General features: G+C 26.5%; 11 protein-coding genes. 5 read left to right on the forward strand and 6 right to left on the reverse strand.

Annotated features, from left to right (window positions below):
* Nucleotides 1–113: 113 nt before the first annotated feature.
* On the reverse strand, nt 114–998 hold the full coding sequence (locus RYM86_RS05900) for a 5'-nucleotidase, lipoprotein e(P4) family (RefSeq protein ID WP_315078615.1): 885 nt from the start codon (nt 996–998) through the stop codon (nt 114–116).
* Between the two features lie 335 nt (nt 999–1,333).
* Here RYM86_RS05900 and RYM86_RS05905 point away from each other — a divergent pair, with 335 nt between their 5' ends.
* Complete coding sequence (locus RYM86_RS05905; protein WP_315078617.1) at nt 1,334–3,100, forward strand: N-acetylmuramoyl-L-alanine amidase family protein; 1,767 nt, start codon at nt 1,334–1,336, stop codon at nt 3,098–3,100.
* A 485-nt stretch (nt 3,101–3,585) separates the two neighbouring features.
* Entirely contained in the window at nt 3,586–4,923 is a 1,338-nt protein-coding gene (locus tag RYM86_RS05910; protein ID WP_315078619.1) for an MATE family efflux transporter, read from the forward strand.
* A 97-nt stretch (nt 4,924–5,020) separates the two neighbouring features.
* On the opposite strand, the gene RYM86_RS05915 is transcribed toward RYM86_RS05910, so the two are convergent.
* Nucleotides 5,021–5,974 (reverse strand): acyltransferase family protein, encoded by a 954-nt coding sequence (locus RYM86_RS05915; RefSeq protein WP_315078621.1) that lies wholly within the window; start codon nt 5,972–5,974, stop codon nt 5,021–5,023.
* A gap of 216 nt (nt 5,975–6,190) precedes the next feature.
* On the opposite strand from RYM86_RS05915, the gene RYM86_RS05920 reads away from it, so the two are divergent.
* Complete coding sequence (locus RYM86_RS05920; RefSeq protein WP_315078623.1) at nt 6,191–6,529, forward strand: arsenate reductase family protein; 339 nt, start codon at nt 6,191–6,193, stop codon at nt 6,527–6,529.
* A gap of 126 nt (nt 6,530–6,655) precedes the next feature.
* On the opposite strand, the gene RYM86_RS05925 is transcribed toward RYM86_RS05920, so the two are convergent.
* The gene (locus RYM86_RS05925) at nt 6,656–7,255 is read right to left on the reverse strand and encodes a flavin reductase family protein (RefSeq protein WP_315078625.1); all 600 of its coding nucleotides are present in this window, start codon (nt 7,253–7,255) and stop codon (nt 6,656–6,658) included.
* Between the two features lie 58 nt (nt 7,256–7,313).
* The gene (locus RYM86_RS05930; RefSeq protein WP_315078626.1) at nt 7,314–8,591 is read right to left on the reverse strand and encodes a serine hydrolase; all 1,278 of its coding nucleotides are present in this window, start codon (nt 8,589–8,591) and stop codon (nt 7,314–7,316) included.
* Nucleotides 8,592–8,816: 225 nt separating this feature from the next.
* Between RYM86_RS05930 and RYM86_RS05935 the strand changes: the two genes are divergently transcribed.
* Nucleotides 8,817–9,563, forward strand: coding sequence for a polysaccharide deacetylase family protein (locus tag RYM86_RS05935; protein WP_315078629.1), 747 nt, complete (start codon nt 8,817–8,819; stop codon nt 9,561–9,563).
* 68 nt (nt 9,564–9,631) lie between these two features.
* On the opposite strand, the gene RYM86_RS05940 is transcribed toward RYM86_RS05935, so the two are convergent.
* Both RYM86_RS05940 and RYM86_RS05945 read right to left on the reverse strand, forming a co-directional pair.
* Nucleotides 9,632–10,363: a type 1 glutamine amidotransferase gene (locus RYM86_RS05940; RefSeq protein ID WP_315078631.1), complete on the reverse strand. Its 732-nt coding sequence runs from the start codon at nt 10,361–10,363 to the stop codon at nt 9,632–9,634.
* Nucleotides 10,364–10,381: 18 nt separating this feature from the next.
* Nucleotides 10,382–11,743, reverse strand: a complete 1,362-nt coding sequence (locus tag RYM86_RS05945) for a Mur ligase family protein (protein ID WP_315078744.1) — start codon at nt 11,741–11,743, stop codon at nt 10,382–10,384.
* Between the two features lie 195 nt (nt 11,744–11,938).
* Between RYM86_RS05945 and RYM86_RS05950 the strand changes: the two genes are divergently transcribed.
* The gene (locus RYM86_RS05950; RefSeq protein WP_315078633.1) at nt 11,939–13,708 is read left to right on the forward strand and encodes a hypothetical protein; all 1,770 of its coding nucleotides are present in this window, start codon (nt 11,939–11,941) and stop codon (nt 13,706–13,708) included.
* Nucleotides 13,709–13,728: the final 20 nt, after the last annotated feature.

Below are 13,728 nucleotides of genomic sequence, written 5' to 3' on the forward strand. Positions count from 1 at the left end.
GTATTGTATAAATATATATTATATATAAGTGTTACATTAAATTTATGATGTAATAATTTTATAAGCCTAAAGTAAAAGGAAAATTATCACTTTACTTTAGGCATTTATATTATTTAGTTGTTATTTTGGCTAGGTGTCCAAGTCTTTAAATAAGATTTTCTTACTTTGTCTTTTTCAGCAGGACTTAGCTTAAAATAATCTTTGTCTAGTGCATTTTCCCAATGTCCGTATACTGGATTTGGTAAGATTATAAAATGAGTTCCAAAATTATTTTTATTTACATCAACTAATTGATTTCTATCTTTTACATCTTTATCGTAAGAATTAATTGGAAAGTCGCCTGCATCATCTCCCATATATATTATTACATTATAATCTTTAACGATTTCATCCATTCTAGGTTGTTTGTTGCTACTATCAGTTTTTAAACGCATATGTTTTTGATCTACACATGGATAGCCTAATTTTTCAAGATTTTTCATAGTTCCATCAAGTCCTGTTTTTTCATTTCGTCCAGTTACATAGAATATTTCTACACCTTTATTAGCTGCATAATTTAAGAATTCTTTTGCTCCAGGCATAGCTTTTGCATCAGCATGATTTACCCATTGCCCCCATGTTTCTTCACTGTAGGCAGCATTTTCACCTATTAAACCAGCTTCATATTCATTATTATCAATAACAGCTTCATCACAATCAGTAATTATAGCTAGAGGTTTATCTCCTTGTTTGAATTTTGAAGATTCCTGATCTACAATCATTTGGCCTGTATTATAAGCTTGATAGCATAATGCTCTGTATTCGGCAGAAGATTGCATCCAAGCTACACCCATTACTAATTGTTCGTTTAAATCTTTTAGATTATCACAATACTCAGTAGTAATTTCTTGAGTAGTATTTTTATCCTGTGTAGTTATTGCCAATGCTGGTACAGATGAAGACATAAGTACAAGTGTTAGCGCCATAGACATTAAAAATTTCTTTTTATTTTTTAACATATAAAAACCTCCTTATTTACAATAAATTCCATATACGATATATCTATTCTATTTTTTTGTTTCTTTTCCTCTATTTAATATTTAATTATTTTATATAAAGGTTATGTTTTGGTAGAGTGTTGATATATACATAAGCAAAGTGGACTGAGTAATTGAACTTAGGAATGCTAAAATGAGTTTAGCTAGCTATGTGAAAATATTTCCCATTAATGTTATAATTATATATAAAGTGTGTAGAATTAAACTATTAAGTATTATTAAATTTATATTTTAATTTATACATATACAAAAAGATTACACATTAGGGATAATAAAAGATAAGGGGAGATATTATAATGAAAAGAAATATGCATGCGAAGACTATGGCACTAGTTCTTGCAGCTATAACTGGAATGCAAGCTGGAGGAATTGTACCAAATTTTGCAGATGTTAATGTTAAAGCTTATGCTAGTGCAACAGATGGAAATGTTGCACAACAGGTTGAGGGATGTTCAAATTATGATGATATCGGCATAAAGGTAGAGACTACAACAGCAGGCACTGTAACAATTAATTTACCTAATAAATTTAATGCTGAACAAGGCAAAAAATTAGATAGTTTAAATGGAAGTACTGGTTCAACAGCTAATATAGCTTATATTGGAGTTAAATTTACAACTCCATCAGCAGTATATGGAAAAAATATAGTAAAAGTAAATGAAAAAATAAATGATAAAGTTCAAAGTTCATTCCAAAATGGAAACTATATAAAATATATACCAATAGCAACCAAGAGTGGTGAAGTTTGGACACCTAAAGAGAAGAACACTAACATATATAAATATGATTGGCTTGATGAAAAAGGTACAACTGTTGCTAAAACATCATTAAATGTAATAACTCAAAGACAAAGATATGCAACGGTATCAATTTCAGGAACAGAGAAGGTAGGAAAGACTTTAGAAGCTAATGTAACAGCATATGAAAATGGAAAAGCTATAACTCCAAAATCTGTAACATATGAATGGCAAAGATGTAAGAAAAAAGATGGAGAATATGATAAAATATCTTCTGGAAAAGATAATGAATATAAATTAGCCAATAGAGATGAAGATAAATATATAAAAGTAGTAGCAAAGGTTAATATAAATGGAGAGGATGTTGAAGCTTATGATACAACCAGTAGCATTGATGAAAAAAAATCTTCAAAATCTCATAGTTCATCAAGTAAAGGCTCAGGAAGCACTGCGGATACTGATAGAATAACTGATAAAATTGAAGATTCAAATGCAGACAGTGTATCTTATAATGTTTCTAATTATCCTAAGGTAGAAAAAGATGTTTTTGAATGTTTAAAGGATAATGATGACAAAACATTAGTACTTGAAGGTGATGATTATAGCTGGACTTTTGATGGAGATGATATTAATAATCTTTCTGCAATGGACAGTAAGATAGATACAACTATTGAAACAACATCTCCAAATGAATCAGAAATAAAAAATGTTTTAAATGGTGCAAATGTAGTTAATTTATATTTTAATTATGATGGTAAATTACCAGGCAAGGCAAAGATTGAAGCTAAAATAGGATCAAAATATAATGGCAAAAATATGTATGTTTATTATTATAATAAAAGTACAAAATCATTAGAATTAGTTGCATCAAATGTTAAGGTAAAAGATGATAAGGTATCATTTACAATAACTCATTGTTCAGATTATGTGTTAAGTGAAACTCCACTTTCAGCTACAGTAGGATTTAGAGAAGGTTGGAATATACTTAACAATGGCAATTGGCAATATGTTTTAGGTGGAAATAGAGTTACTGGATGGAACTTTATTAATGGAAGATGGTATTACATGGATTCACTTGGAATGATGCAAAAAGGATGGGCTAATCCAAATGGTTCATGGTATTACTTAAACGATAATGGTGATATGGCAACAGGATGGCAAAATATAAATGAAAAATGGTATTATTTAAGAGAAGACGGGAAAATGTTAACTGGATGGGTAGATGATAGAGGTACATGGTATTATCTAGATTATTCAGGAGCAATGGTTAGCAATACAACTGTTAATGGATATAGACTAGGTTCTAATGGAGCTTGGATAAGATAAATTAAATAATAAGAACAAACTAACAAGAAAATTAATACTATATTTTATAAATATAAATAAAAAGCCCAAAGGATAAAATGAATTTTAAATAAATTTTATCTTTTGAGCTTTTTAAATTTTAGGATATGTTTTAGCAAAGTGTTGATATATACATAAGTAAAATGGACTGAGTAATTGAACTTAGGAATGCTAAAATGAGTATAGTCCCATTTTAGCTTGCTCCCAATATAAAATTGAGACAAGCAGTAAATGTGACAATACTCATTAAGGATTCTCAAAGTCAAATTACAATGCCACTTTATTATTGTATATATCAACACACATTTAAAATAGAGCCAAATTTTAACAGGGGGAAGTCATAAATTAAGAAAGTGAAAAATAATATAAACCAAATTCTAAAGTGTAGATTGCAATTTGCTTGAAGATTTGAAAAAGCATATTAAAAGAAAATGTATAATCCTAGAAATTATGAAAGAAGGGTTTTAATGATAAAAGATATGACTAAGGGGAACCCTGGAAAGATAGTATTTTTATTTGCTATTCCTATGGTTATGGGAAATGTATTTCAGCAATTTTATAATATTATAGATTCAGTAGTTGTAGGGAACTTTATAGGAGCCAATGCACTAGCAGCTGTAGGAGCTTCGTATCCTATTACATTTTTATTTATAGCAGTTGCAACTGGAGCTAGTATAGGATGTTCTGTTGTAATATCACAGATGTTTGGAGCAAAGCAAATAGGTAATATGAAAACAGCAATATACACTTCTATTATTTCTATAATAATATTTAGTACAATATTAATGATAATAGGGGTAATTACTAGCAATTCAGTATTAAGGATTTTAAAAACTCCACTTGATATATTAACAGATGCTGATAGTTATATGAAAGTATATATGATGGGAGTAGTTTTTTTATTTGTTTATAATATTAATACTGGAGCATTTAATGCTTTAGGAAACTCTAAAACACCATTATATTTTTTGATTTTTTCGTCTATTTTAAATGTGGGATTAGATTTATTATTTGTAATAAAATTTAATATGGGAGTAGTAAGTGCAGCATATGCAACTTTGATTTCCCAAGGTGTATCTGCAATATTATCATTAATATATCTTTTAATAAAGGTTAAAAGAATAGATGTACATGAAGAATATAAAATATTTGATATTAATATATTGAAAAAGACATGTAAAATAGCTATTCCATCAATAATACAACAGGCAATAGTATCAATAGGAAATTTGTTTGTTCAAGCTTTAGTCAATACTTATGGAGTTGTAACTATTGCTGCATATACATCAGCTACCAGAATAGATTCTATAATTATTATGCCAATGGTTAATATAAGTAGTGCGGTATCGACATTTACAGCTCAAAATATTGGTGCTGATTTAATAGATCGTGTGAAAGATGGATACAAAGCTGCAATAAAGATGATAGGAATATTTTGTTTTATAATTGCAATATTGTTGCATATATATGGAGAAAATATAATAGGAATGTTTGTTGATTCAAGTCTTAATAAAGAAGCTATTAGTATAGGAGTAGAGTATATTACAGTAGTTTCAATTTTTTATGTACTTATGGGATTAATGGTAACAACAAATGGGGTACTTAGAGGGGCAGGAGATATTAAGATATTTATGATAAGTACTTTATGTAATTTATCATTAAGAGTAATAGCTGCATATACTTTATCATATTTTATTGGACAAAAAGCAATATGGTGGGCAATACCACTAGGTTGGATATTAGCATCTACAATATCTGTACTAAGATATAAGAGTGGAAGATGGAAAAATGCAAAAGTGGTATAAAATACATTAAATTTATGTTAAATGAAAAACAAAAAAATTCTTTAGTTAAAAAGATATAAAGTAGTGGCTATCTTAATATTTAAAGATAGCCACTACTTTATGCTTTGGATTTTATTTTATTTTTTATATTTAAATATACATATGTAATTAAACATAGGATTAAAATTAAAATTATTTCTGATACTATAATTTGCAAAGGTGTATCGATTTTAAATAATCTAAATTTTACCATTAACTGTATTATAGCTGCATGTGATACATACAGATATAATGAATTTTTACCAATCCAAGATATTGAAGTTTTCTTTGATGTACATATACTAAAAATAACTCCTAAAATTGAAAAGGCTCCTATATAATGAAGTACTCTTATAAATAGGGGATAAGTAGAAGTATCATAATAAAATGTGTAGTTTGTATATTCAAATAACAGCTCTACAGAAGTTTCATCTTTAAGTATATACAAAATTCCTAGTGATAATAAACTTATCAAAATAAATTTCCACAAATGTTTTTTTACAATCTCTAGATGTTTTTTTTCAAAGGCTAATCCTGCTATAAAAAATGGCAAGAAAAATATAATTCTAGCAGCACTAGCTTGTGCAGTAAAACTTACATCAAAACCAAAAATTAAAGAAACTAGTATACTAACAGGTAAAGCAGTTCTAGAATTTTTTATATAATCTGAAATTATATAAAAGGCTGTTAATGCAAATAAGTACCATAAAGTCCAGTTGGGACGCAAATATTCAATTCTTAAACCATAATTTTGAAATACAATTATACTAAGTAAATAATAAAAAGTTTGTGCATAAAAATATAGTTTGAATGTATCAAGTACTTTTTGTTGTGTTGTTCTGTTGCTTTTTTTACAAAAATATCCTGATATAAAAGTTAATGCTGGCATGTGAAACATATAAAGAAAAAGGATAAAATAATGAGGATCTATACATGTAGGACTTACATATTCAAGCGAGTTACCAATTATAACACAAATTAAAAAGAAGCCTCTTAAATTATCAAAATAACTGTCTCTATTTGTAACTTTCAATAGTTCTCTCCTTTCATCAACTAATCATAGGATATTATAAGATATAAAGAAGTATAATGCAATGTTTTGTAATGTGATAAGCCAGGAGATAAAGGGGTATATTGGTAAAATGTTTGCATTGCCAGAGTAACCTTAATAATTTTTGTATTGATTTAAAATAAAAGTAGATGTAAATTTAGTATAAGCAATATATATATTAAATATAGGAGAGTTGTAATGAATATACAAATATTTGGAACTAAAAAATGTTTTGATACAAAGAAGGCAGAAAGATATTTTAAGGAAAGAAGAGTTAATTTTCAATTTATTGACTTGAATGAGAAGGGAATAAGCAAGGGTGAACTTAATAGTGTTTTAAATTCAGTATCTGTTAATGATTTAATAAATTCAAAATCTAAAGATTATAATAAATTGAATTTAAATAATATAAGAAGTGCTGATATAAAGAAAGAAATTGTGTTAAAGAATCCTAGAGTTATGAATACTCCAATTGTAAGAAATGGTAAACACGCTACGGTAGGATATACACCTGATATATGGAATGAATGGGAATAAATATTATTAAAGTCCAATTACAATGTGATTTTACTTATTGCATACATCACAACCATATTTAAAATAGATCATAAATAATAAAGCTTATATGATTTAATTCAATCATATAAGCTTTATTTATAAATATTATTTAGATTTTTTTCTTGGCTTTTTTTTAGTATTTTTCTTCATAACAGAATATCCAAATGAGCCTAAAGGCTTTGAATTAACTTCAAAATATTCTCCGTGATTATAACAAATTAAGTTAGCTTTATTAAAGCCAATTTTACCATTTTCGTCTAATAAGTTTTCATCTACTTTAACATTAAGTACTTCTAATAAGAATAAATCATGAGTACCTAATGGTGTAATAGATTTTAACTTACATTCTAATGCAAATGGAGCATCTTCTAATGAAGGTGTATCTACTTTTACGCCTTCATTTAATTTTAAATTAAGATTTTTAATTTTATCTTCTTTTTTACCTGATCTAACACCACAATAATCTACTATTTTTACCATTTGTTTATTAGGCAAATTAATAACACATTCTTGTGTTTCTTTTATATAATCATAAGATAATCTTTCGGGTCTTACCCCCATTGCAAGGATAGGTTCTTTTGTACATACTGTACTTATCCAGCCAACAGTAAATACATTTACTTTACCTTCTTTATTTTTAGATGTAACAAGAACTACAGGCGTGGGATTTAACATCACACTACCTTTAAAATTTAATTTATTCATTTTTTCACCTTTTATATAAATAAAACTTTAAAACATTGTTTGTAATAAAGAGTTATTATTAATATCTTCTTCTGTAACGTCTTTTTCTATTATTTTTAGCCATATTTCTTATAAGAACTATTAATGTGATTATTATTATAGCAACTACTAAAACTGTTGAATATAATAAAATATTATCTTTTAATATTTTACCTAAAGATATGTTTATAATACCTTGAACTTCTTCAGTATGATTTCTAGTTGAATAAGTTAAGTTTGTATTTTTATTAAATGCTAACTTCCAAGCGCTAGTATTTGAAGCATTGTAAGTTATTGAAGAATCAGCGTCATTAATAGCATTTTTATAGTACATAACATCTTGACTTAAAATTATTGGTACAGTAATTGTTCTTGTAGGTCCAAATAAACCAAAAGATTTATATTGTAAATCGGTAGTTCCAACTTCTTCGTTGGTTTTTTTATACACTTGTTTATCAGCAGAATAACTATAATTTATAATAGAATCCATATCATTAAATTTAGTCATATCAGCATTATCTAATTGTCTACTTTTTAAAATAACACCTATTATTTTTCTACCATCTTTTTCATACACAGCAGCTAAACAACCACCTGCAGCATTAGTTGATCCAGTTTTACCAGCGATATTACCATTTTTGCCTAATCCTAAATTTCTATTTTCTAATATAATCCTAGAACCATTTATATCTATAGGAGCTTCTTTTAACTCCATAGTTTCTTTTTCCCATGGACTTTCAAAAGCTGCTTTAGTTATTAAAGATAAATCATAAGCAGTTGTATAATGGTTTGGATCATGAAGTCCGTTAGCAGTAATAAAATTACTATTATTAGCTCCAAGCTCTTTTGCTTTTTTATTCATTAATTGTGAAAATGCATCTGCACTACCAGCAACATTATCTGCAATCATATATGCAGTATCATTTCCAGAGAACAGTAATAATCCTTTCATAACATCATCAGCAAGCATTTTATCTCCAACTTGCATTCTGTTACCCATATAATTTATGTTTAAGGAATATTCTGGTTGTTCTTTAGCTGATTGAGTAAATGAAATCTCAGAATTTTTTTCGAATTTTTCAGCTAATAATAAACCTGTTAATAATTTAGTAGTGCTTGCAGGATACCTTTTACTGTCAGCATCTTTAGTATAAATTATTTCACCTGTTTCATAGTCCATAGTTAAAGCTGATTCAGCTTGAATACTAGGTGAAGTTTGTTCCGTATTTTCAGTTGCATAACTTTTTACTGAAAAAGGAGCAAATAGTGAAATAGTAAGAGTTAATGCAAGTGTTTTTAAGATTAAATTTCTTTTCAAGTAAAATCTCCCCATCTCTATTTAGTAATATTTAAATCAACATAAGTATATCATTTATGATATTTAATAACAATAAAATACAACGCATAATGTAAGAAATTTTGTAAATAAATACGTGATAAATACGTATTTTTACATAGTAATTTAATATTTACCTATAACTTACATATATATATTTTGTTTTTTAGAACAAACTATATATATGCTAAGAAAGGGGTGGAAGATATGAAAAAATATTTTAAATTTCTAATATTATCTATTATTCTAATTTTTTCAATTTTTAATACATATAACGCTAATGCATTAGATCAAACTCCAAGGAAAATAGTCTATTTGACATTTGATGATGGGCCATCTCCTAATAATACGGAGAATATATTACAAATATTAAATGAAAATAATGTAAGGGCTACTTTTTGTGTGGTTGGTTCTAATGCTTTAAGATATAAAGAAACATTAAAACAATTAAATGAATATGGTATGGGCCTTATACCTCATTGCAACAATCATGAATATAAAGAATTGTATTCATCAACACAGTATTATATAGATGATCTTAATAGGTGTACTGAAATCATAAATAATGTTATAGGAGAAAATAAAAAATTTAGATTTGTAAGAATGCCCGGTGGATCTGATAATACAGTAGGTGATTATCAAACTTTACAAAACATAAAAAGTGAGTTAAGAAGAAAAGGACTGGATTATATAGATTGGACAATAGATTCAGGAGATACTTGTGCAGCTATGGTTCCAGAAGAACAAATAACAGGCAACGTTGAAGGTCAGGCTGGTATTCATAATATAGAAGTTGTTTTAATGCATGATTTAGAAAACAAAGTTACAACGACTAGTGCACTTCAAGGTATTATAAACAAATATAAAAATTTAGGATATGAATTTAAAACCTTTGATGAAATGGAAGATTGGGAAGTTAAATATTTAATAGGAAAACGTGTAATAGATAAATAATTTAAATGTATAAATAAAAATTAGCTAATATCAAAATTTGTATTGATATTAGCTAATTTTTAAATTTATTAAGAATTTGTATTTAGTTTTTTCTGAATTGATTTTTTTGCGTTTATTTCAAAATTATCATCTAAAATATCTAAAGCAATCTCATTTCCATACTTATTTCTTAATGCTAAAGTTAAAAGCTTATCAGCAAATTCTGGATTTTTAGATAAGAATGATCCATGAAAGTATGAGCAAAACGTATTTCTATATATGCAACCTTCATTTCCATCTTCACCATTATTTCCATATCCATGAACACATTTTCCAAGTGGAGTATGATCATTTATATAGGTTCTACCAGAATGGTTTTCAAAGCCAACATAAGTTTGATTAAATGCTTCATTATATATTTCAGTATTACCTATAAATCTTGTGTCTCCACCTTCAGTATAAATATTTAATACGCCTAGTCCATTGATTCTTTCACCATTTGGAGCAGTGTAATATTTACCTAATAATTGATAGCCACCACATATTGCCAATAGGACTTTTCCTTCTTCAATATAAGAAATTAAAGAGTCTTTTTTTATAGTATTTAAATCTTGAGATACTATTGATTGTTCATAATCTTGACCGCCTCCAAAGAATATAATATCTATTTCATCTTTATCTATAGTATCATTTATAGAAGAATTACTAATGTTTACTTTTATTCCTCTTTCTTCTGCTCTATGTTTTAAAATTAACACATTACCTACATCCCCATATACATTTAATAAATCAGGATATAAGTGACAAATATTTAATTCCAAAGTATTACCTCCTTTAAATTACCATAGTTTTTTAATGTAACCTTTTGAATGAAGGTATTTTCTATAATTTATCATAGCAGTATAAGTTGCTAAAATATATACCTTATTAGAAGATGAATCATTTTGTATAGATTCAGTTAATTTTTCATAATCTTCTTCTAACATAAAGCTGTCTTTATTAAGACCAGCAATTTTTAATCTTACGGCCATGTCATACATTCTTGTTCCTGAAATAAATATATTCTTTATTGGAAGGGTAGATATTTTTTCAAAATTAACATCCCATATCCAAGAAATATCTCTTCCATCAGCATAATTATCATTTAATAAAAATGTAGCTGAAAAATCATTTTTATTAAGACATAGAGTATCTAATGCTTGATTGTAACCAGCTGGATTCTTAACTAATATTATTTCAACATGTTTACTACCAATAGTAATTTGTTCTTGTCTACCAAAACTTGAATTTTGATTTTGTAGAGAATTTACTATAATATCATCATTAATACCTATTTCCTTTGATATTGCGTAAGCACATAATGCATTATAAATATTATAAGCTCCTGATTGACTTATTAAAATTTCAGTATCATTAATAAGAACAGAAGAATTTTCTGGGTTTAAATCAAATATTTTATTAACAGCATAATTTAGCTTTGGTCTTTTATATCCGCATTTAGTACAATAAAAGTCTCCTAGATGATTATAAGTTACAAAATTATAAGAGTATCTTGTCTTACAAACTTTACAGAATTTTGAGTCTGCATTTATATCAATAGAATGATTTTCATTTATAGGAGCATTAAAACCATAATAAGTCATTGGATTTTTAAAGTCTAATTTGCCAAGTAAAGATTCATCACCATTTAAAATTAATTTTGAGTCAGGAACTTTAACGATACCTTCTAAAATTTTGTTAAGTGTTGTGTAAACTTCACCATACCTATCTAATTGATCTCTAAATAAATTTGTTACTGTTATTATTTCAGGAGAAATATGCTCAGTTATAAATTTAACATTGGCTTCATCAACTTCAATTACAGCGTATCTATTTCTAGGTTTATTAAAAAATTTATAATTTGATATAAAACAAGCTGTAATACCAGGATATAAATTAGCACCTGTATTATTAGTTATGACATCAAATCCATTTTCTTTTAGTATATTTGTTATCATACTTGTCGTAGTTGTTTTTCCATTAGTACCAGTTACAAGTATTACCTTATAGCCATCACTAACTTTTTTTAGAATATTTTTGTCGATTTTTAGTGCTATTTTGCCAGGGAAAGTACTTCCTCCCTTTATTAGATGTTTTGAAAGAAATGCTGTGCATTTAGCTGAAATTATACTTAAAATAGACTTAATATTTATTGTAGTCACCACCTAATTATTTTATTTAATAATATAAAATTTTATCATAAATTACTAAAAACAAATATAAGTATAGCACAAAATTTTTATATGCCAAATAATTTTCCATTTTTGAATATATCAATAAATGTAGATTTTTATACAAAGGTTTGTTAAAATATAAAGAAAGTGTAAACGTACTAGAAATATGTAAGGAGTGTACATATGGAAAACACAAATAAAAACTCTTTTCTACAAAAGATATTTTGTACATATAAAAAGATTTCTGAGTCTAACAAATATTTTACTTCTATAATTACAATGATTTTGACATTAGTAACTGTAGTTGGGATTGCAGTCGCAGTTAAAAGCTTAATGCCAAGTGAAGAAAAAGTATCAATAGCAACGAATCCAGCAGAAGAAGCATTCTTTAATGGAAATTATAATTTAGCTATTGAAGAATATACAAAGTTACAAGCTGAAATACCTTGGCCAGAGTATAATATGAAGATTGCAGAGATTTACTCTATAAAAGGTGATTATGTAAAATCAAATGAGTTAATTAGTAAAGTATATGAATCAAGAAATAAAACCATAGATACAAATAATAGAGAAGAATTAAACGAAAAAGATAAAAAAATTGCTAATGAAATAGTATTAACAAGTTTTATGAATGGTGAAAATAAAAAGGCATTAGAATATGGTGAATTATTCTTAAAAGATAATCCAACATATAAAGATTTAGCAAATACAATGTTTATAATTTACGTTAGTAATAATAATATGGAAAAAGCAAAAGAAATTTTAGCTGGTTATAGTAATTCAGATAGAGTAAAAGATATTATAATTACTTCAAGAATGAACATCTTACTTGAAAATTGGGAAACTGGATTAAAACTATTAAAAGATGCATGTGATAAAAATGAAGATGCATTACTTACTTTAGATGCAGTTAAACAATTATCATTGTATGATAAAGATACCATGATTAAAGAAATTTCAAAATTACAAGAAAAACATAAAGATGAAAAAATATATAAAATATGGCTTGCTCAAATGTATTCATTAGATAAGAAAAATGCATCAAAAAGCTTAGAGATTGTAAATAAATTAAAAAATGAAAGTTTGAATGAAACAGAAGAGTTTAGTGTTAATTTTATAGAATATACTGCATATAAGAATATGGGTGATGAAAAAAATTCTATTAATTCTTTAAAAGAAATTGTTGATAGAGATGATGAGTCGTACATAAATTGGTATATGTTATCTTTATATGATTATGAAAGTGGACGATATAAAGAAGCTTTTGAAAATTCTAAAAAATCTATATTATTAAATAGAGAATATCCTAATGTATATGGTAGTTTAATACCGAACATTATAGTGAAAGACTCTAAAGATGAAGAAGGGAAATTTGAGAACATTACATCTTATCTTAGAACTGCTTTAGAAATAGACTTATTTAATCCAGAAGTTTTAGTAAATACAGCCAAATATTATCAAGATATAGTTAAAGATTCAAATAAGGCTTTAGAGTATTATGAAATTGCTTCTAAAATAGATTCTAAAAATGCTGAAATATATTATAATTCAGCTTTGATTAAAATAAATAATCAAAGAGAAGATGAAGGAATAAAACTTTTAGATAAAAGCATTGAATTAGATAGTAGCAATGCAAAATATTATAGAACTTTAGGAAGTGTTTATCTAAATAAAGGGAAAAATGAAAAAGCTATAAAGGCTATAAGATCTGCTTATGCTATTGATGAAAATGACATAATAAATTTAAATAATGCAGGATATTATTACATATGCGTTGAAGGTGACATGGATAGAGCATTAGTTAACTTTAAAGCAGCTTATAATGAAATAAATGAAAATACTGACAGTAAAATAAAAGAAATAATAACTGAAAACTATAATAGAATTAAAACATATAAAAAAGACAACAGTGGTGGATTAACTATTTCACAATTTAAATTAATAGAATATTAATATAATAATGTTATAAATCA

Source organism: uncultured Clostridium sp. (assembly GCF_963527835.1).
Classification (GTDB): domain Bacteria; phylum Bacillota; class Clostridia; order Clostridiales; family Clostridiaceae; genus Clostridium.